Source organism: Falsiroseomonas sp. CW058 (assembly GCF_050563535.1).
Lineage (GTDB): Bacteria > Pseudomonadota > Alphaproteobacteria > Acetobacterales > Acetobacteraceae > Falsiroseomonas.
On the sequence record NZ_JBNXUO010000018.1, the window covers coordinates 35,208 to 54,471 of the forward strand.

Annotated in this window: 20 protein-coding genes; 13 read left to right on the forward strand and 7 right to left on the reverse strand. The window is 73.3% G+C overall.

Annotated features, from left to right (window positions below; all coding sequences use genetic code 11):
• Window positions 1–36: 36 nt before the first annotated feature.
• The 5 genes from ACK8OX_RS15190 to ACK8OX_RS15210 form a co-directional block, all read right to left on the reverse strand.
• A complete protein-coding gene (locus ACK8OX_RS15190; protein WP_430665019.1) occupies window positions 37–618 on the reverse strand; it encodes an invasion associated locus B family protein in 582 nt (193 codons plus the stop codon).
• 73 nt (window positions 619–691) lie between these two features.
• On the reverse strand, window positions 692–2,149 hold the full coding sequence (locus ACK8OX_RS15195; protein ID WP_430665020.1) for an amidohydrolase family protein: 1,458 nt from the start codon (window positions 2,147–2,149) through the stop codon (window positions 692–694).
• A gap of 75 nt (window positions 2,150–2,224) precedes the next feature.
• Window positions 2,225–2,638 (reverse strand): Rieske (2Fe-2S) protein, encoded by a 414-nt coding sequence (locus ACK8OX_RS15200; RefSeq protein WP_430665021.1) that lies wholly within the window; start codon window positions 2,636–2,638, stop codon window positions 2,225–2,227.
• The gene (locus ACK8OX_RS15205) at window positions 2,638–3,765 is read right to left on the reverse strand and encodes an amidohydrolase family protein (RefSeq protein WP_430665022.1); all 1,128 of its coding nucleotides are present in this window, start codon (window positions 3,763–3,765) and stop codon (window positions 2,638–2,640) included. Before ACK8OX_RS15205 ends, ACK8OX_RS15200 begins: the two co-directional genes overlap by 1 nt.
• On the reverse strand, window positions 3,762–4,844 hold the full coding sequence (locus ACK8OX_RS15210; RefSeq protein WP_430665023.1) for an amidohydrolase family protein: 1,083 nt from the start codon (window positions 4,842–4,844) through the stop codon (window positions 3,762–3,764). The genes ACK8OX_RS15205 and ACK8OX_RS15210 overlap by 4 nt, the downstream gene beginning before the upstream one ends.
• Window positions 4,845–4,996: 152 nt before the next feature.
• Here ACK8OX_RS15210 and ACK8OX_RS15215 point away from each other — a divergent pair, with 152 nt between their 5' ends.
• From ACK8OX_RS15215 to ACK8OX_RS15225, 3 genes are read left to right on the forward strand one after another with little or no spacing between them, the layout of a single operon-like run.
• On the forward strand, window positions 4,997–6,316 hold the full coding sequence (locus ACK8OX_RS15215) for an FAD-dependent oxidoreductase (protein ID WP_430665024.1): 1,320 nt from the start codon (window positions 4,997–4,999) through the stop codon (window positions 6,314–6,316).
• Window positions 6,316–7,602 (forward strand): aconitase X, encoded by a 1,287-nt coding sequence (locus ACK8OX_RS15220; RefSeq protein ID WP_430665025.1) that lies wholly within the window; start codon window positions 6,316–6,318, stop codon window positions 7,600–7,602. Before ACK8OX_RS15215 ends, ACK8OX_RS15220 begins: the two co-directional genes overlap by 1 nt.
• Window positions 7,596–8,009 (forward strand): aconitase X swivel domain-containing protein, encoded by a 414-nt coding sequence (locus tag ACK8OX_RS15225; protein ID WP_430665026.1) that lies wholly within the window; start codon window positions 7,596–7,598, stop codon window positions 8,007–8,009. Before ACK8OX_RS15220 ends, ACK8OX_RS15225 begins: the two co-directional genes overlap by 7 nt.
• Before the next feature lie 209 nt (window positions 8,010–8,218).
• Here the strand turns inward: ACK8OX_RS15225 and ACK8OX_RS15230 are convergent, their stop codons facing one another.
• Window positions 8,219–9,106 carry a LysR family transcriptional regulator gene (locus ACK8OX_RS15230; RefSeq protein ID WP_430665027.1) on the reverse strand — a complete coding sequence of 296 codons (888 nt, stop codon included), beginning with the start codon at window positions 9,104–9,106 and terminating at the stop codon, window positions 8,219–8,221.
• A gap of 117 nt (window positions 9,107–9,223) precedes the next feature.
• Here ACK8OX_RS15230 and ACK8OX_RS15235 point away from each other — a divergent pair, with 117 nt between their 5' ends.
• The 7 genes from ACK8OX_RS15235 (at window position 9,224) to ACK8OX_RS15265 (ending at window position 15,817) form a co-directional block, all read left to right on the forward strand.
• On the forward strand, window positions 9,224–10,189 hold the full coding sequence (locus ACK8OX_RS15235; RefSeq protein ID WP_430665028.1) for a Bug family tripartite tricarboxylate transporter substrate binding protein: 966 nt from the start codon (window positions 9,224–9,226) through the stop codon (window positions 10,187–10,189).
• 88 nt (window positions 10,190–10,277) lie between these two features.
• Window positions 10,278–11,447, forward strand: a complete 1,170-nt coding sequence (locus ACK8OX_RS15240) for an ABC transporter substrate-binding protein (protein WP_430665029.1) — start codon at window positions 10,278–10,280, stop codon at window positions 11,445–11,447.
• Window positions 11,448–11,453: 6 nt separating this feature from the next.
• Window positions 11,454–12,317: a branched-chain amino acid ABC transporter permease gene (locus ACK8OX_RS15245; protein WP_430665030.1), complete on the forward strand. Its 864-nt coding sequence runs from the start codon at window positions 11,454–11,456 to the stop codon at window positions 12,315–12,317.
• Complete coding sequence (locus tag ACK8OX_RS15250; protein WP_430665031.1) at window positions 12,317–13,246, forward strand: branched-chain amino acid ABC transporter permease; 930 nt, start codon at window positions 12,317–12,319, stop codon at window positions 13,244–13,246. Before ACK8OX_RS15245 ends, ACK8OX_RS15250 begins: the two co-directional genes overlap by 1 nt.
• Window positions 13,243–13,995 carry an ABC transporter ATP-binding protein gene (locus ACK8OX_RS15255; protein ID WP_430665032.1) on the forward strand — a complete coding sequence of 251 codons (753 nt, stop codon included), beginning with the start codon at window positions 13,243–13,245 and terminating at the stop codon, window positions 13,993–13,995. The genes ACK8OX_RS15250 and ACK8OX_RS15255 overlap by 4 nt, the downstream gene beginning before the upstream one ends.
• Complete coding sequence (locus ACK8OX_RS15260) at window positions 13,988–14,695, forward strand: ABC transporter ATP-binding protein (protein WP_430665033.1); 708 nt, start codon at window positions 13,988–13,990, stop codon at window positions 14,693–14,695. Before ACK8OX_RS15255 ends, ACK8OX_RS15260 begins: the two co-directional genes overlap by 8 nt.
• 12 nt (window positions 14,696–14,707) lie before the next feature.
• Window positions 14,708–15,817: a 5-methyltetrahydropteroyltriglutamate--homocysteine S-methyltransferase gene (locus tag ACK8OX_RS15265; RefSeq protein WP_430665034.1), complete on the forward strand. Its 1,110-nt coding sequence runs from the start codon at window positions 14,708–14,710 to the stop codon at window positions 15,815–15,817.
• A 49-nt stretch (window positions 15,818–15,866) separates the two neighbouring features.
• On the opposite strand, the gene ACK8OX_RS15270 is transcribed toward ACK8OX_RS15265, so the two are convergent.
• Window positions 15,867–16,724 carry an SDR family oxidoreductase gene (locus ACK8OX_RS15270; protein WP_430665035.1) on the reverse strand — a complete coding sequence of 286 codons (858 nt, stop codon included), beginning with the start codon at window positions 16,722–16,724 and terminating at the stop codon, window positions 15,867–15,869.
• A 104-nt stretch (window positions 16,725–16,828) separates the two neighbouring features.
• Here ACK8OX_RS15270 and ACK8OX_RS15275 point away from each other — a divergent pair, with 104 nt between their 5' ends.
• From ACK8OX_RS15275 to ACK8OX_RS15285, 3 genes are all read left to right on the forward strand, one after another.
• Window positions 16,829–17,251 (forward strand): CoA-binding protein, encoded by a 423-nt coding sequence (locus ACK8OX_RS15275; RefSeq protein WP_430665036.1) that lies wholly within the window; start codon window positions 16,829–16,831, stop codon window positions 17,249–17,251.
• Window positions 17,252–17,416: 165 nt separating this feature from the next.
• A complete protein-coding gene (locus ACK8OX_RS15280) occupies window positions 17,417–18,142 on the forward strand; it encodes a DUF2076 domain-containing protein (RefSeq protein WP_430665037.1) in 726 nt (241 codons plus the stop codon).
• A gap of 226 nt (window positions 18,143–18,368) precedes the next feature.
• Window positions 18,369–19,214, forward strand: a complete 846-nt coding sequence (locus ACK8OX_RS15285; protein WP_430665038.1) for a LysR family transcriptional regulator — start codon at window positions 18,369–18,371, stop codon at window positions 19,212–19,214.
• Window positions 19,215–19,264 lie beyond the last annotated feature (50 nt).

Here is a 19,264-nt window from a genome sequence, read left to right on the forward strand (position 1 = left end):
CGGCGCCGCGCCGAAGGTTACGCCGGCGCGGCGGCGTCAGGGCGCGTTCAGCGCCGCGAGCGCCTGGGCGAAGCCGCGGAAGGAAAGCGGGAACTGCATCTCCCGGTCCGCCGCGTCGCGGAACTCCACCCGGCCGGGCTGGTCGGGGTTGCGGGCCCGCAGCCGGCGCAGCGCCTCCTCGCCCAGCGTCGCCTCGGCGAAGCAGCCGATGGGCAGGCAGCGCGCGAAGTTCAGCCCCACCGCCGGGTCGCCATCCGCCACCACGCGCGCGGGCGTGGCGAAGGCGAGGTTCACCGGCAGCTGCACGACGAAGCGGAAGGGCTCGCCCGGCGCGGTGCGGCCGACCGCCCATTGCGCCACGGGCTGCGGCTGCGTCCCCTGCTGGCCCTGCGTCTGCACGGTCTGCGTCATCTCGCATTGCCGGCGCGGCGGCGGGCCGGGCAGGCGTTCGCAGCGGACGGTCCAGTCGCCGAAGCTCGCGGTGCTGCGCTCCGCCTCGGAAGGCAGGGCCGCGGGCGGGGGCGCCGGGGGCGCGGGCTGGCCACGCTGCTGCGCCAGGGCAGGACCGGCGAGGCCACCGGCCACCAGCAGGCACGCCAGCCCGTTCCGAACGCGCATCGCAAGAACCCCCTTCACGCCGGCGCGACCGTGCCGCAGCGCCGCGCCCCGGGCAAGCCGGGGCGCGGGCATGTCACCCGCGCCGCGCGGCCTCCGCCATCTCCTCCGCCCGCGCCTGCAGCCGCGTGAAGACCGCCGCCGCGTCGGGGTCGGCCAGCCGGCCCTCATGCTTGCGGATGCGGCCATCGACGATGACGGTGTCGATCTCGCCCGCGCCGGCCTGCAGCAGCACAGCGCCCGCGGGGTCGCTGACCGGGGCGGCCAGCGCGGTGTCGGTGCGGACGAGGATGAGGTCGGCGCGCTTGCCGGGCGCGAGGCTGCCGGTGACGCGGTCCAGGCCGAGCCCCGCCGCGCCGCCGATGGTGCCGAATTCCAGCATCCGCCGCGCGGTGACGGCGGGGGTGGTCGGCACCTGCCGCGTCTCCGCCACGGCCGCGAGGTTGATGCGGTGCAGTTCCGCCGCCTGCGCGATGCGAAGCTGCGGCAGCACCCCGCCGCCGACCATCGAGGGGATGTCGGTCCCGACCGAGACGCGCATCCCCGCCGCCGCCGCCCTGAACATCGCGGGCTGGCCGTGGCCCATCCGCATCTCCACCTCCGGCGTCGCGCACATCATCACGCCCTTGCCGCCGGCCAGGCGGTACTCGTCCTCCTCGTGCAGGTTGGCGTGGACGACCTGCAGCCGTTCGTTCAGCAGCCCGGCGGCGTCGAGCTGGGCCAGCAGCCGCGGCTTGCGGTTGGCGTAGTGCGCGGCGCCGGTGTGGATGGCGACCGGCACGCCAAGCTCCGCCAGGCGGCGCATGTCGGCGACCGCAGGTTCCAGCGGCAGGAAGTCCGGCCCCTGCAGGCAGGTCCAGAGGCCGATGAGGGAGGGCAGCCGTCCGCCCATCAGCGCGCGCGCATGCGCCATCATCCGCGCGTTGAGCGCGGCCGCATCCCCGCCCTGCGGCACCGGCGGCGTGGTGTAGGCGAGGATGGCGCGGATGCCGGCCGCGGCGATGCCCTCCACCGCCGCATCGGCGTGGTCGGGCGACACCGTCTCCCGCGACCAGTCCATCACGGTGGTGGTGCCGGCGGCGATCTGCTCCAGCCCGCCGGCATGGTCGGCCAGCTTCACGTCATCCGGCGTCATCCGGTTGGAATGGCGCAGCACGATCTGCTGGAAATAGGTGACGAAGGAATGCTCGGTCGACAGGCCGCGCTGCATCGTCTGCGCCAGGTGGATGTGGCCGTTCACCAGGCCAGGCATGGCGATGCGGCCGGCGCCGTCCACCACCAGCGCATCCGCGGCGTCGATGGAGGGCGCGACGGCGCGGATCACGCCCCCTTCCACCAGGATGTCGCCCCGCGGCAGGTCGCCGGTCGCGGCGTCCATCGACAGGATGCGCGCGCCGCGGACCAGGATGGGGCGCGCGGGCGCGGCGGCCGCCTGCTGCGCGATGGCGCTGCGCCCCGCGGGCAGCGCCACGGCGAGGGTGGCGAGCGCGGTGGCGGAGAGCAGGGCGCGTCGGCCCGGCGGCGTGTCGGTCATGGCTGGACCCCGTTCCCTCATGGCGGCGCAATCGATTGCACCTTGCCGCCATCTATCCCCGCCGCGGGGCGGGCTTCAAGCTTCGACCACGACGTACTCGTCCTCGACCGAGACGGGGAAGGTCTCCGCCACATATCCCTCCTGCGCCAGCGCCGCGCCGGTCTCCACCTGCGCCGGCCACTGCCGCACCTTCATCCGGCGCGGGTCGCAGACGGACCGTCCGGTGCGGATGTCGAACTCCCAGGCATGCCAGGGGCAGCGCAGGATCTCGCCCCTGCGGGAATAGCTGTAGCGGCCGGGCGCGTCGCTCTCGACCAGGCCGGTCAGCACGCCGCAGGCCAGGCTGCCGCCGCCATGCGGGCAGCGGTCGTTCAGCGCGAAGAACTCGCCGCCGACATTGAACACCACGATCGCGCGTTCGCCGATGCGGACCAGCCTGCGCTGGCCGGGCGGGATCTCGGCCGCGCGGGCCACGACGTGCTTCGCCATCACCGCCCCCGCGCGAAGCGGTAGACGGCTTCCGCGTTGCCGTGCCGGATCGCCGCCTTCGCCGCCGGGTCCAGCATGTGCGGCAGGGCGCGGTCCGGGTCGTCGAAGTCCCAGTGCGGGTAGTCGGAGGCGAACATGATGCGGTCCCAGCCGATCCAGCCCATCGTGTCCAGCAGATGCGCCGGCTTCGGCGGGTCCGGCTCCTCCATCGGCTGCGTCGTCACCCAGACATGCGCCTTCAGCACCTCGGAGGGCGGGCGGGTCATGTGCGGCACCTCGGCCCGGTTGCGCGCCCAGGCGCGGTCGAGCCGCCAGGCGAGCGAGGGCAGCCAGGCGAAGCCCGCCTCCACCAGCACCAGCTTCAGCCGCGGGAAGCGCTCGAACACGCCCTCGAACAGGAAGGAGGTCAGCAGCGCGGAGCAGGAGGAGCCGTGCTCCGCCATCTCCTCGATGTAGAAGCTCGGCCAGCCCGTGCTGGTCGCGGCGTGGCCCGAATAGCCGAAGACATGGATGCCGACCGGCAGCCCCGCCTCCTCGGCCGCGGCGTAGATCGGCCAGTAGCGGCGCCGGCCCAGGGCTTCCGCGGTGCGGGACAGCAGCAGCACCTGGCAGAAATGCGGGTCCGCGGCGCGCCTGCGGATCTCCCGCACGCTCGCCTCCGCATCCTCGTAGGGGACGCAGATGGAGGCGTGCAGCCGCGGGTCGCGGTGGGCGAAGGCGTCCAGCTGCCAGTCATTCGCCGCGCTCGCCAGCGCAGCCGAATAGTCGAGGTTGCTCTCCCCCGCGCCGGTCGGGGACAGCACGTTCATCACCCCATGCGTGACCCCGCAGGGGTCGAGATACTGCGACCGCATGAAGTCGAGGCTGCTGCCCGGCATCGATCCGTCGGGGGGGAAGCTGTCGCGCCGCATCCCGTCCACCGGATGCGCCTTCGGATAGGGATGGCCCTTGGCGAAGCCGTGCCGCACGCGCCGCCCGTAGGTGACGTGGTGGTCCCACCAGCGCGCGGACATGTAGGGCTTCAGGTCGGAAGGCTGGCGCAGCCGCGGGTGGATGTCGCAATCCACCAGCGGCGTGCGGCTGGCCCTCACCGTCTCGGCGCGGGTGGTGGGAAGCTGCTCGTTCATGCCGGCACCATCTGGGACAGGCGTGGATAGGTGGCGCGTGGGTTGTCCTGCATCAGCCGCCGCGCCACGTCGGCGGGGATGCCCGCCGGCAGCGGCGGCGCCGCGCCGTCCCACTGCCAGTGCGGCCAGTCGGAGGCGAAGAGCAGCATCTCCTCGCCGCCCAGCTGGTCCATCAGCCGCGCCACCACCGCCGCATCCTCCGGCGCGTCGAAGGGCGCGATGGTCAGGCGGACATGGCGGCGCGCCACCTCGGCCGGGCTCTCCCGCAGCCAGGGCACCTCGCTCCGCACCCCGCGCCAGAACTTGGCCAGCCGCCACAGGTAGGACGGCAGCCAGGTCACGCCGCTCTCGATCAGCACGACCTTCAGCTCCGGCAGGTGCTGGAACACCCCTTCGGTGATGAGGCTGCCGAGCTGCGCCTGGAAGCCGAGCGACTGCGCCGCGTAGTCCTCGGCGAAGTAGGACGGCCAGCCGAGCGAGGTCGGCGGATGGCGGTAGGCGCTGCCGGCATGGATGCCGAGGGGCAACCCGTGCCGGGCGCAGGCCTCCCACACCGGCCAGAGCGAGCGGCGGCCATAGGGCACCTCCCCCATCGCCGGCACGAGCACCTGCACGAAGCGCGGATCGGCGGCAAGGCGCTCGATCTCCGCCACCGCGTCGGGCACGGATTGCAGGGGGATAACGATGGAGGCCCGCAGCCGCGCATCGCGGTCCAGCCAGTTCGACGCCACCCAGTCGTTCAAGGCCCGGCACAGCGCCACCGCCATGTCGGCGTTGAAGACGAGATGCGCGCCGAACAGCGGGTTCAGGATGCCGGCCGAGAGACCCCAGGCGTCCAGCGTCGCGCCCCGCAGCCCCTCCACCCCGGTCCCCAGCAGGGGGCGCCGGTCGGGCCGGGCGGTCAGCGGGACATTCGGCGGGTAGCTCGCCGTCTCCAGGCTCTCGATCCCGCGCTCGACCATCGCATCGGCCCAGTGGCCGTCGAGATGGGGCAGCAGGGCGGCCACCGGCGGCAGGTCCGGGTGCAGGTCGCAATCCACGGCGCCGGCCAGGTCATGCGTCACGCGTCGTTCCTCCATGGTCCCTTGTAACGCCTGCCGGGAGGGGAAGGCACCCATCAGGCGGCGCGGCCATCTTTCGCGTTTCGCGAAAGCTGCGCCGCCACCTGGGGGCTTGCTTCCTCGCCAGCGGAGGGAATACCCCAGCGCGACGAAATGGGGGAGGAGAGGTCATGGCGGTGCAGGCGGAGCCCTCGACGGCGACCCGGACCGTGCGGCGGCCCCCGGCGGCCGCGCCGACGCTGGTGGAGGCCGATCTCTGCGTGGTGGGCGCCGGCATCGCAGGCGTGGCGGCGGCGCTGACCGCGGCGCGGCTCGGCCGGCGCGTGGTGCTGGCGGACAGCCTGCCGACGCTGGGCGGGCAGGCGGTGAATTCCGTCATCGGGCTGTTCGCCGGCCTGTTCTCCAACGGCTTCGACGGCTACCAGCTGACCCGCGGCATCGCCGACGACATCCTCCGCGACCTCGACGCGCAGGGCGCGCTGCACTGGCGCCGCGGCCCGCCGCACAAGGTGGTTCTGTACGACGAGATCGCGCTGGCCCGCTGGATCGAAGAGGCGGTGCGCAACGCCGGCATCACCGTGCTGCTCGGCGCGGTGATGCGGGAGGTGGATGTGGAAGGCCAGGGCCGCATCCGGGAGATCCGCTTCGCCCATCGCTGCGGCGACGTGCGCGTGCGCGCGCAGGGCTTCGTCGATGCCTCGGGCGATGCCGCGCTGTGCTGGCAGGCGGGCTTCGCCTGCCGCGAATTCGGCGACGGCCCGATCTACGGCACGCAGATGGTGGTGCTGGAACACGTCAACGAGGCCGCGCTGCCGACGCGGGAGGAACTGGCCGCCCACCAGCACGCGATGGCGCCGAGATACGGCATGCTGCGCCGCGACGGCTTCGCCTTCCCCTTCGTCGGGCGCGGCATCGCCCTGGTCAACATGACGCATATCGAGACGCCGCTGGAGCCGCTGGCCTTCTCCGCCACCTCGCTCGAAGGGCGGCACCATGCGGATAAGGCGGTCGCCTTCCTCAAGGGCGAATATCCCGACGCCTTCGGGCGCGCGCGCATCCGCACCTATGGCCAGCCCGGCATCCGCCAGACGCGCTGGATCGTCGGCCGGCAGCAGCTGACCGTGCAGCAGGTGCGCGACGGCACGCGCTTCGACGACGCCATCGCCCGCACCGCCTGGCCGATCGAGCTGCACAGCCATGCGGAAGGCTACATCTGGCAGCCCTTCCCGCCCGAGCACATGCACTACGTCCCCTTCGGCGCACTGGTGCCCGCCGAGGCCGAGAACGTGGTCGCCGCCGGCCGCTGCATCGACGGCGACGCCGCCGCGCTCTCCTCGGTCCGCGTGATGGGGCCGGGCATGGCGATGGGCATCGCGGCCGCCCATGCGCTGGACCTCGCCGGGGCGGGCAGCGTGCAGCAGATCGACACCGCCGCGCTGGTCGCGCGGGTGCGCGACAACGTCGAGGGCGAAGGCCCGAGATACGCCTGATGCACCTCACCGATGCCGAGAAGGCGATGCTGGACGGCGCGAAGGGCCCCGCGCATCGCAAGGCGATGGAACTGCTGGTCCGCTACGGCGAGGCGCTGGGCGCCGAGCGCCTGGTGGAGACCGGCAGCGTCGCCGGCACCTGGAGCGTCGCCAACCCCATCGTGCGGGACTACGCCGCGCGCGGCATGGACGCCGTCTTCTCCGAATTCAACCTCGACAGCGACGAGGTGGTGGAGGTGCCGCCGATGGAGACGCTGGCCTGCCAGCTGATCGGCGGGCTCGACCGCAGGCGCCCCGACGTCATGGGCATCGCGCCCGGGATCGCGGCCCTGAACGAGGCGGGGGAGCGGCATTTCGGCGCGCGCGGCGTCGCCATGCACGCGACCTGCACGCCCTACCAGGTCGGCGTCGTGCCGGTGCTGGGGGAGCACCTGGCCTGGATGGAATCCTCCGCCGTCGTCTACGCCAACGCCGTCTGCGGCGCGCGCACCAACACGGAGGGGCGGGAGAGCACCGGCGCCGCCGCGCTGACCCGCCGCATCCCCTATTGGGGCCTGCACCTGCCGGAGAACCGCGCGGGCACGCATCTGGTGCAGGTCGAGGTCGATGTCCCGCCCGAGATGCTGGACTGGGGCCTGCTGGGCTACTGGGTCGGTGAAGCGGTGCAGGATGCAATCCCGGTGGTGGAGGGGCGCGTCGCGGGCCGCCCCTCGCTGATCCACCTCAAGCATTTCGGCGCCGCCGCGGCTTCCTCCGGCGGGGTCGAGATGTACCACATCCCCGGCACCACGCCCGAGGCGCCGGACCGCGACGCGGCCCTGCGCGGCAGGCCCCCCGTCGCGACGCTGCGCTACGGCGCGGCCGAACGCGCCTGGGCCCATGCGGCGCTGAACGGCTCGGCGCGCGACCGGGCGGTGGATTTCGTCATGCTCGGCTGCCCCCACAACTCGGTGGAGCAGGTTCTGCGCGTCGTGCGCGCGCTGGAGGGGCGGCGCATCTCCGCCTCCTCCGCGCTCTGGGTCTTCGCGCCGCGCGCGCTGGCCGAGGTGGCGGAGGCGAGCGGCCACGGGGATGCCATCCGCGCGGCCGGCGGGCAGCTGATGTCCGACACCTGCCCCGCCATCTCCCGCATCCTGCCGAAGGGGGCGAAGGTGGTCGCGACCGACAGCGCCAAGCAGGCGCACTACCTGCCCGCCATCGCCGGCGTGCAGTGCTGGTTCGGCAGCGTGGAGGAGTGCGTGGACGCCGCCGTGACCGGCCACTGGAACGGGCGCGCGCCATGCTGATCCTGCGCGGCCGCAAGGTCACGCCCGGCCGCGCGGAGGGCGAGGCGCTGGTGACGCGGGACACCATCTCCGGCTGGGGCGGGATGGACCCGCGGGAGGGCCGGATCATCGAACGCCGGCACGAGCTGGCTGGGCAGAGCTTCGCGGGGAAGATCCTGGTCTTCCCCGGCGCCAAGGGCAGTTCCGCCTGGTCGCACTACTTCCACCTGGCCCGGCTGGCCGGCAAGGCGCCGCGGGCGCTGCTGTTCAACCGCATGACCACCAAGGTCGCGCTCGGCGCCGTGGTGCTGCGGGTGCCGGCAATGACGGAGCTGGACCAGGACCCGCTTTCGGTGATCGAGACGGGCGACCACCTGGTGGTGGATGCGGATGCGGGGCTGGTGGAGGTGACGAAGCGCCGCGTCTGATACTGACCGGCGTGAATGCTGACACATTCACGCCCCTCAGACGCCGGGCGGGCCGCATCCGCCGCCCTTGGCTTCGCCGCAGATGCGGCGGCCGCCATCCGGCGGCTCGGCGAGCTTCGCCCGCCGCCATCGGATCACCTTCAACGCCGGCCGGTATGAGGCGCGACCCGCCCCGCCCGGCGCGGGACCGGCGCCTGACGCCAACCACATCAGGCGCCGAAGCCCTCCAGCCGCTGCTTCAGCCAGGCGAGCAGCGCCCGCACCGGCGCGCGGCCGATCCGCCCTTCCGGTACCAGCGCCTTCAGCCACAGCGGTGCCACCGGGAAATCCGGCAGCAGCGGCACGGCCGCGCCTTCCGCCAGCGCCGGCGCCACCACGTCGCGCGACAGCACGGCGATGCCGATGCCGCGGCGCACCGCGCCCAGCAGCACCTGGCTGTCATTGGCGCTGAAGCGCGGCCGCACATCCACGCTGACCGGCCCGCGCGGGCTGGCGAAGGACCAGGTGGTGCCGGTGGCGAGGTAGGTCAGGCAGTCATGGTCCGGCAGGTCGGAGGGATGCCGCGGCTCCCCCCGCCGGGCGAGGTAGCCGGGCGCGGCGCAGAGCAGCCGCGGGAAGGGGCAGAGCGGTTCGTCCACCACATGCGCGTAGGAGACGGGCAGCGCGCCGAGCGCGAGGTCGAACCCCTCCTCCACCGGGTTCACGCTGCGGTCCACCAGCACGATCTCCACCGTCACGCGGGGATGCGCGATCTGGAAGTCGGACAGGATGGCGCCGAGGTGGAGGATGCCGAAGGTGGTCGGCGCCTTGACCCGCAGGTGCCCCTCGATGCCGCCCGCCGCGCCGGCGCCGCCGGACAGCGCCTCCTCGATCTCGGCGAGGATGGCGTGGTAGCGCGGGCGGGCGCGTTCCCCCGCTTCCGTCAGGGCCAGGCGGCGGGTGGAGCGGTGGAACAGCCGCGCCCGCATCTGGTCCTCGAGCCGGTTGATGCGCTTGATGACGACCGAGGGCGCGACGCCGAGGTCCCGCGCCGCGGCGCTGAAGGACCCGGCGCGGGCGGTGGCCAGGAAGGCCCGGATGTTGAGCAGGGTGTCCAAAGGCCGCGCCGCGCCCATCTTTCGCGCGGCGGCAAGGCTGGCCGCGCGGTTCGACGGTTTACTTGCACGAATCGCGCCGGATAAGAAGGCCGGCAAAGCACCTTCCGGGAGGGTTGGATGAAGCGTCGCGGCATCTTGGCGGCTGGCATCGGGGCGCTCGCGGCCCCCGGCATCGCGCGGGCGCAGGCCGCCTTCCCCGACCGGCCGGTGCGGGTGATCGTGCCCTTCCCGCCCGGTGGCGCCACCGACATCGTCGCGCGCTTCGTGGCCGAGAGGCTGCAGGCGCGCTGGCGGCAATCCGTGGTGATCGAGAACCGGGGCGGCGCGGGCACCATCGTCGGCACCCAGGCGGTGGCGCGCGCGGCGCCGGATGGCACGACGCTCGGCTTCGTCATCAGCGCGCACACCGTCAACCCGTCGCTGCGGCGCGACCTGCCCTACGACACGCTGCGCGACTTCGCCCACATCACCCAGGTGGCGCGCGCCCATGTGGCGCTGCTGGCCAACAACGACCTGCCCGCCCGCACCCTGCGGGAGGTGGTGGAGCTGTCGAAGCGCACGCCCGGCGGGCTCAGCGTCGCGACGCCCGGCGTCGGCACGGTGATGCACATGATCATGGAGATGCTGGCCGCCGAATCCGGCGCCAACCTGGTGCATGTGCCCTACCAGGGCGGCGCGCCGGCGGTGGCAGACGTGACCAGCGGGCGCGTGGCGCTGCAGCTCGACCCCTGGCACTCCTCCCGCCCGCAGGTGGAAGCCGGGCGGCTGCGCGTCGTCGCCACCTCCTCCGCCGACCCGATCCCGGGCTTCGAGGCGATTCCCCGCATGAACCAGGACTATCCGGGGGTCGCCGCCTATTCCGTCATCGGCCTGGTGGCGCCGGCCGGCACGCCGCGCGCGATCGTGGAGCAGGTGCAGCAGGACGTGCACGCGGTGGTCTTCCAGCCCGAGACGGCATCGCGCATGGGCGAGATGGGGGTGGAGCCCGTCGCCTCCACCCCCGCGGAATTCGCCCGCCTGGTCGAGACCGAGATCCCCCGCTGGCGCGAGGTGGTGCGCGCCCGCGGCATCCAGCCCATGTGAGCGGTCGTGACTTGGCGCCGCGGCGCCGGGCTGCCATGGACACGGTGAAGGTGCCCGGCGGAACCGCCAGGGCGGATGGAGGAACAGCATGACCAGGATCACGCGCCGCGGCCTCGCGCTCGGCACCGGTGCCACGCTGCTGGCGGCCCCCGCGGTCCGCGCCCAGGGCGCTGTCTTCCGCATCGGCCTGATCCTGCCGATGACCGGCCCCTTCGCCAGCACCGGGCGGCAGGTGGAAGCCGGCATCCGCACCTATCTGCGCCAGCACGGCGACAGCTTCGGCGGCCGCCGCGTCGAGATCCTGCTGCGGGACGACACCGGCACCGCGCCTGACGTGACGCGCCGCCACGCGCAGGAACTGGCGGTGCGCGAACGCGTCCGCGCGCTGGCCGGCTTCGGGCTGACGCCGCTGGCGCTGGCCGCCGCCCCGATCGCCACCGAGGCGAAGCTGCCGATGGTGGTGATGGCGGCCGCCACCAGCGTGATCGTGCAGCGGTCCCCCTTCATCCTGCGGACCTCCTTCACCCTGCCGCAGGCGACCGCGCCGATGGCCGAATGGGCGGCGCGCAACGGCATCCGCAACGTCGCAACGCTGGTGACGGACTTCGCCCCGGGCCTGGACGCGGAGCGCGTCTTCAAGGACCGCTTCACCCGCGCGGGCGGGCGCGTCACGCTCGAACTGCGCACGCCGCTGCGCAACCCGGACTACGCCCCCTTCCTCCAGCGCGTGCGCGACGCGGCGCCGGAGGCGCTGTTCATCTTCGTCCCCTCGGGCGAGGGCGCGGCGCTGACCAAGCAGTTCGCCGAACGCGGCCTGCCCGCCGCCGGCGTGCGGCTGATCGGCACCGGCGACGTGCTGGACGACGACATCCTGAACGACATGGGCGACGCGGTGATCGGCGCCGTCACCTCGCACCACTACTCCGCCGCCCATGACAGCGCCGAGAACCGCGCCTATGTCGAGGCCTTCCGCGGCGTCGCGCCGAACCTGCGGCCGAACTTCATGTCCGTCGGCGGACGCGACGGGATGCACCTGGTCGCGGAGATGCTGGCGCGCACCGGCGGCAGCGACGACGGCGAGAGGCTGGTGGCGGCCGCGAAGGGCCTGTCCTGGACCAGCCCGCGCGGTCCGATGACCATCGACGCCAACAGCCGCGACGTGGTGCAGGACATCTACATCCGCCGCGCGGAACGCCGCGACGGGCAGATCTGGAACATCGAGTTCGACAAGGTCGCGCAGGTGCGCGACGAGGGCTGAGGGCGCGTGGCCGCCTTCGCCAGCGTCTTCCTCGATGGCGTGGCGAGCGGGATGCTCCTGTTCGTCCTCGCCGTCGGGCTGTCGGTCACGCTCGGGCTGATGAACGTGGTCAACCTGGCCCATGGCGCCTTCGGCATGGTGGGCGGCTATGTCTGCGTGGTGCTGCTGAACCGGCTGGGCGTGCCCTTCCCGCTGGCGCTGCTGGGCGCGACGGCGGCCGCGGCGGCGCTGGGGCTGCTGCTGGAACGCACGCTCTATGTCCGCATCTACCGCAGCGACCACCTGGAACAGGTGCTGTTCTCCATCGGCCTCGTCTTCATCCTCGGCGCGGCGGTGGACTGGTTCATGGGCGCCCGGCAGCAGTTGATCCAGCTGCCGCCCTGGCTGTCGGGGCGCGTGGAATTCGCGGGGATCGGCCTCGGCCGCTACCGCATCTTCCTCATCGCCGTCTGCGGGGCGATCGTGGCGGCGCTGCATTTCGGGCTGGTCCGCACGCGCTTCGGCGCGCGGCTGCGCGCGGCGGTGGATGACGGCGTGGTGGCGCGCGGCATGGGCCTGCCGGTGCCGCGCATCTTCTCCCTGACCTTCGCGCTCGGCTCCGGGCTGGCCGGGCTCGGCGGCGCGCTGGGGGTGGAGGTGCTGGGCCTCGATCCGACCTTCCCGCTGAAATACATGGTCTACTTCCTGATCGTCGTGGCGGTAGGCGGCACCAACACGGTGATCGGGCCATTCGTCGCGGCCATCCTGCTCGGCGTCGTCGACGTGCTGGGCAAGTACTACGTGCCGGAGGTCGGCGCCTTCGTGATCTACACGGCGATGGTCGTGCTGCTGCTGCTGCGCCCGCAGGGCCTGCTGAAGAAGGCGGCGTGATGCGCGTGCTGCTCCATGCGCTGCCCTGGGCCGCGGCCGCCGGCGCGTATTTCGCCTTCCCCGACCAGTTGCCGCTGCTGTCGGGCATCGCCATCGCGGCGCTCTTCGCGCTCTCGCTCGACCTCATCGTGGGCTATGCGGGGGTGGTCACGCTGGGCCATGCGGCCTTCTTCGGCCTCGGCGCCTATGCGGCCGGCATCCTGGCGCAGCAGGGCTGGGGGGAGCCGGTCAGCGGCCTGCTGCTCGCCGCGCTCCTCGCCGGGCTGGGCGGGCTGCTGACGGCCCCGCTGGTGCTGCGCGCGGGGGAGCTGGCGGGGCTGATGGTGACGCTCGGCCTGTCGCTGATGCTCTACGAGGCGGCGAACAAGGCGGCCTTCCTGACTGGCGGCGCGGATGGGCTGCAAGGGGTGGAGGTCTGGCCGCTGCTCGGCCTGTTCCGCTTCGACCTCTACGGCCGCACCGCCTATCTCTACAGCCTGGCGGTGCTGTTCCTGCTGTTCCTGCTGGCGCGGCTGCTGGTCGCCTCCCCCTTCGGCCTGTCGCTGCGCGGCATCCGCGGCAATGCGCGGCGCGCCGCCGCGCTCGGCGTGCCGGTGAAGGCGCGGCTGGCGGCGGCCTACGCCATCTCGGCCGCCTATGCCGGGGTGGCGGGCGCGCTGCTGGCGCAGACCACGCAATTCGTCTCGCTCGACGCGCTGTCCTTCCAGCGTTCGGCGGAAGGGCTGCTGATGCTGGTGCTGGGCGGGCTCGGCAGCCTCTACGGCGCGCTGCTCGGCGCCGCGGCCTTCACGGTGGCGCACCACGCCCTGTCGGAGGCGAGCCCGCTGTTCTGGCAGTTCTGGCTGGGCATCGCGCTGGTGGCGCTGGCGCTGGCCGGGCGCGGCGGCCTGGTCGGGCTGCTGCGGCGCATCGCGGGGCGGCGGCGGTGAGCGCGCTCCAGACCCGCGGGCTGACGCGCCGCTTCGGCGGCTTCACGGCGGTGGACCGCGTGGACTTCACCCTCGCGCCCGGCGCGCGCCATGCGCTGATCGGGCCGAACGGCGCGGGCAAGACCACCTTCGTCAACCTGCTGGCCGGGGCGCTCGCGCCGTCCTCGGGCCGGGTTTCGCTGCTGGGGGAGGATGTCACCGGCCTGCCGCAGCACCTCCGCGCAAGACGTGGCCTGGCGCGCACGTACCAGGTGAACCAGCTTTTCCCCGACCTCACGCCGCTCGATTCCGTCACGCTCGCCATCGCCGAGCGCGAGGGCGCGGGCGCGACCTGGTGGCGGCCGCTGCGCGGCATGGCGCGGCTGCGGGACGAGGCCGCGCGCCTGCTGGCCGGGCTGCATTTCCCGGAGGCCGACAGCGCGCGCCCCGCCTCCGACCTGCCCTATGGAAGGCAGCGCCTGCTGGAGATCGCCCTTGCCCTGGCCTGCCGCCCGCGCGTGCTGCTGCTGGACGAGCCCGCCGCCGGCGTCCCGCCCGCCGAGAGCCGGGAGGTGATGGACGCCGTCGCCGCCCTGCCGTCCGACGTCGCGGTGCTGCTGATCGAGCACGACATGGACCTGGTCTTCCGCTTCGCCGAGCGCATCACCGTGCTCGCCTTCGGCACGGTCCTGGCCGAGGGCGCGCCCGACGCCGTCGCCCGCGACCCCCGCGTGCGCGAGGCCTATCTGGGGGAGGCCGCGGATGGCTGACCTGCTCTCGGTCGAGGCGCTGTCCGCGGGCTGGGGCGGGGGCATCGTGCTGGACGGCGTGTCGCTGGCGGTGGCGGAGGGCGAGGCGGTGGCGCTGCTCGGCCGGAACGGCGCGGGCAAGACGACGCTGGTCTCGGCGCTGATGGGGGTGGCGCGGCAGCGCGGCGGCACGATCCGGCTCGGCGGCGTGCCGCTCGACCGGCTGCCGCCGGAACGCCGCGCGGCGCTCGGCCTGGGCTGGGTCCCGCAGGAGCGGAACGTCTTCCGCTCCCTCACCGTCGAGGAGAACCTGACCGCCGTGGCGCGCCCCGGCCGCCACGACCTGCGCAGCGTCTTCGCGCTGTTCCCGCGCCTTGCCGAGCGCCGCCGCAACCTCGGCAGCCAGCTTTCGGGCGGCGAGCAGCAGATGCTGGCGATCGGCCGCGCGCTGATGCTGAACCCCCGCCTGCTGCTGCTGGACGAGCCGCTGGAAGGCCTCGCACCCGTCATCGTCCAGGCGCTGCTCGCCGCCATCCGCCGCATCGTGCGCGACGACGGCACGGCGGCGATCCTGATCGAGCAGCATGCGCGGCAGATCCTGCCCGTCACCGACCGCGCGGTGATCCTGGAACGCGGCCGCGTCGCCGCGGCCGCATCCTCGCGCGACCTGCTTCACAACCCGGCGCTGCTCGAGACGCATCTCGGCCTCGCCACTCACTAGGGACACGCACCCATGCCCGACGGCAAGCCACCCTTCCGCGCCGACCATGTCGGCAGCCTGCTGCGCCCGATGGAACTGCGCGAGGCCCGCGCCGCGCAGGCCGCCGGCACGATGACCGCCGAGGCGCTGCGCGCCGTCGAGGACCGCTGCATCCGCGACGCCATCGCGAAGCAGAAGGAGATCGGCCTGAAGGCCGTGACGGATGGCGAGTTCCGCCGCGCCTTCTGGCATTTCGACTTCCTCGCGAAGCTCGGCGGCGTCGAGATGTACGAGAGCGACCAGGGCATCCAGTTCAAGGGCGGCCAGACCAAGGCGTACGGGCTGAAGGTGAAGGACCGCATCCGCTACGTCCCGCACCCCTTCGTGCCGGACTACCGCTTCGTGCACGCCAATGCCGGTGGGGCCACGCCGAAGATCACCATCCCCTCGCCTTCCGTGCTGCATTTCCGCGGCGGGCGCCGCGCGGTGGACACGCACACCTATCCGGACATGGACGGCTTCTTCGCCGATCTCGGCCAGGCCTATGCCGATGCGGTGGCGGATTTCGCGCAGGCGGGCTGCCGCTACCTCCAGCTCGACGAGGTGAACATCGCCTATCTCTGCGACCCCGAGCAGATCGCCGGCCTGAAGGCCCGCGGCGAGGAGGTGGAGGGGCTGCTGGAGAAATACGCCACCATGATCAACCGCGCCATCGATGCGCGGCCGGCCGACATGGTGGTGTCCATGCATCTCTGCCGCGGCAACTTCCGCTCGATGCACATCGCGTCCGGCGGCTACGACCCGGTGGCGGAAGTGCTGTTCAACCGCATCAACGTCGACGCCTACTTCATGGAATACGACGACGAACGGTCGGGCAGCTTCGCGCCGCTGCGCTTCCTGCCGAAGGGCAAGACGGTGGTGCTCGGCCTCGTCACCTCGAAGCGGGGCGAGCTGGAGAGCAAGGACCTGCTGAAGCGCCGGATCGAGGAGGCGGCGAGGCACGCGCCGCTCGACCAGCTCGCGATCAGCCCGCAATGCGGCTTCGCCTCCACCGAGGAAGGCAACACCCTGACGGTGGAGGAGCAGTGGGCGAAGCTGTCCCGCTGCGTCGAGGTCGCGCGCGAGGTCTGGGGCGAGGTGTAGGCCCTGCTTCCCTCCCCCGCCCTGGCGGGGGAGGGGTCCGGGGGGCAGCCTATCCGTTCACCACCGTCCCGCCATTCGGGTGCAGCACCTGGCCGCTGATGTAGCTGCTGTCGAGGTTGCTCGCGAGGAACAGGTAGCTCGGCGCCACCTCGTCGGGCTGGCCCGCGCGGCCCATCGGCGCGCTCTTGCCGTGCTCGGCGGTGCGTTCCTCGCTGAAGCTCGCCGGGATCAGCGGCGTCCAGATCGGGCCGGGCGCCACCGCGTTCACGCGGATGCCCTTCTCCTGCAGCGACTTCGCCAGCGCCCGCGTGAAGGCGACGATGGCGCCCTTGGTGCTGGAATAGTCGATCAGCGTCGGGTTGCCCTGGTAGGCGGTGATGCTGGTGGTGTTGACGATGGCGCTGCCCTCCTTCAGGTGCGGCAGGGCGGCCTTGGTCATCCACATCATGCCGAGGATGTTGGTGCGGAAGGTCCGCTCCACCTGCGCCACGGAAATCTCGGAGAAGTCCTCGCACACATGCTGCTCGGCCGCGTTGTTCACCAGGATGTCGAGCCGGCCGAGGCGTTCGACCGCCTGCTTCGCCGCGTCCTGGCAGAATTGAGGGTCGCCGATGTCGCCCGCGATGGCGATGCAGCGCCGGCCCTCGGCCTCGATCAGGCGCTGCGTGTCCCGCGCGTCCTCCGCCTCGTCGAGGTAGAGGATCGCGACATCCGCGCCTTCCTTCGCGAAGCCGATGGCAACGGCGCGGCCGATGCCGGAATCGCCCCCCGTCACCAGCGCGACCTTGCCGGTGAACTTGCCGCTTCCGCGCCAGTTCTCCATGGCGGAAGCCGGGCGCGGCGTCATCTCGGATTCACGTCCCGGCTGGTGGGACTGGGATTGCGGGGGCTGCGGCGTGTCGGTCATGGCGGGGTCTCCGGCTTGTGCCCGCCGGCAACGGGGCGCCCGCCCGCGCGGTTCCGGGCCCGCCCGCCATCGCAACGCTGCGCACGAAGCTGAGGGACCAGCCCATGACCGATGCCGAGATCCGCGACCTGCTGCTCTCCACCCGCCGCATCGCCGTGGTCGGCGCCTCCGACCGGCCCGGCCGGCCGAGCCATGGCGTGTTCGGCTTCCTCCTCGCCCGCGGCTACGACGCGACCCCGGTGAACCCGGTGCTGGCGGGGCGGGAGATCCATGGCCGCGCCGTCGCCGCCGGGCTCGATGCCGCGGCCCCGCTCGACATGGTGGATGTCTTCCGCCGCAGCACGGAGGCCGGGGCGGTGGTGGACGAGGCGATCCGGCTCGGCGCGCGGTCGGTCTGGCTGCAGCTCGGCGTGGTGGACGGGGCCGCGGCGGAGCGTGCGCGGGCGGCGGGGCTGCGGGTGGTGATGGACCGCTGCCCGGTGATCGAATGGCGGCGGCTCGGCCTGCCCGCCCGCATCGCGGGGTGACGAAGGGTGACCGGATCGGAACGGTCGCCCTCCCCCGCTTGAAACCCTGGCGGAACCGGCCAATCTGCATGACAAGCCGGTAAGGATTCACGGGATCCCCGCCGGCGATCGCATCGGCCCGGCCGGGCCCGGCCCGGACGCCAGGAGAGAGAGGGACACACGCCCATGACCGACGAGGAACGCCGCATCATCACCGGCTATGTGGAGCGGGTGAGCGGCGCGGCGCAGCAGGCGCCGGCCCGTCCGGCCTCGCCCTGGGGCGCGCTCGGCGGCCAGCAGCAGCAGCCGGCCGCGCAGCCCCTGCCGCCGGTGGACCCGGAGGCCGACCGGCTGATCGCCGACCTGTTCGCCCGCTACCCGGAAGCGCGCTACCGCATCACCCAGACCGCCTTCGTGCAGGAGCACGCGCTGGTCGAGATGCAGAACCGCATCCAGCAGCTGGAATGGGAGGTGGAGAATGCCCGCCGCCAGGGCCAGGCGACGCAGAACCGCGGCATGCTCGGCGGGCTGTTCGGCGGCGGCGGGTCCCGCCCCGCGCCGATGCCGCCCCGCCCGCAGCCCCAGTATCCGCCGGGCTACAACCCGGCCGCGATGCAGCAGGGCGGCGGCCGCGGCTTCCTCGGCACCGCGATGATGACGGCGGTCGGCGTGGCCGGCGGCATGATGCTGGGCAACGCGCTGATGGGCGCCTTCGCGGGCGGCGGCGCCGCGCAGGCGGCGGAAGCGGCGGGGGCGGGCGCCTTCGGGCAGGATGCCGTGCCGACCTCCTCCCCCTGGACCGACCCGGGCGCGGCCGCGCAGAACGACGCACAGCCGATGGCCGACGACGCGCAGGCCTATGGCGACGACGCCGGCGCCTATGAGGATGGCGGCTACGACGAGGAGGTCTGATCCCGGCCAGAATCGAAGGTGATCCGCTGGCGGCGTGCGAAGCCCGCCGAGCCGCCGAATGGCGGCCGCCGCAAGTGCGGCGAGCCAAGGCTGCGGATGCGGCCGCCCGGCACTTGAGGGCACGAAGAAGCATACGGCCCCGGCGCGAAGGCGCCGGGGTTTTTCTTGGCCGCGCCGCCGCAGCGCGGTTGATCCGCGGGCCAGGCCGGTTCACCTCTGCCCGGCCATGCGCCTTCCCGACCTCGACCTCGACCTGCTGCGCTGCTTCGTCATGGTGGCGGAACAGGGCGGCTTCACCGCGGCCGGCCAGGCGCTGGGGCTGACGCAATCGGCCGTCAGCCTGAAGGTGAAGCGGCTGGAGGACATCGTCCGCCGCCCCGTCTTCCGCCGCACCAGCCGCAGCGTCGCCCTGACGGCGGATGGCGAGACGCTGCTGGCCTATGCCCGCCGCCTGCTCGCCCTGAATGACGAGGCGGTGCGCCGGCTCGTCGCGCCGCCCGTGGCGGGACGGCTGCGGCTGGGCGTCGCGGACCATTTCGTGCCCCGCAGCCTGGGGCACATCCTGTCCCGCTTCGCGCGCGCCTATCCCGAGGTCCGGCTGGAGGTGGAGGTCGGCCGCAGCCACGACCTCCGCGCCCGCCAGGCCGAAGGCGGGCTCGACCTGGTGCTGGGCAAGCGGCGCGACGGGGAGGTGGCGGGCACCCATGTCTGGACCGAGACAGTGGTCTGGGCCGCGGCGCCGGACTGGTCCGCCCCGCCGGGCCGCCCGCTGCCGCTGGCCCTGCTGCCGGAAGGCTGCATGTTCCGCGAACGCGCCCTGAAGGCACTGGCCCGCGCCGGCCTTCCGGGAGAGACGGTGTTCACCTGCGACAGCCTGCTCGGCCTTGCCGCCGCCGCGCAGGCGGGCTTCGCGCTGACCGTGCTGGGCCGCCGCGGCTTCCCGCCGGGGCTGGAGGAGGTGGCCGGGCTGCCGCCGCTCGGCGAGGTGGAGATGGCACTGTTCGGCGACGCCGCAGGCCGCCACCAGTTGGTCGAGCCGCTGGTGAGCTTCATCCGGGAGAGTCTTGGTTGATGCCCTCGATCGGCGGGCGCGCGCTTCGCGCGGCGCGGCCGCCCCGGCCG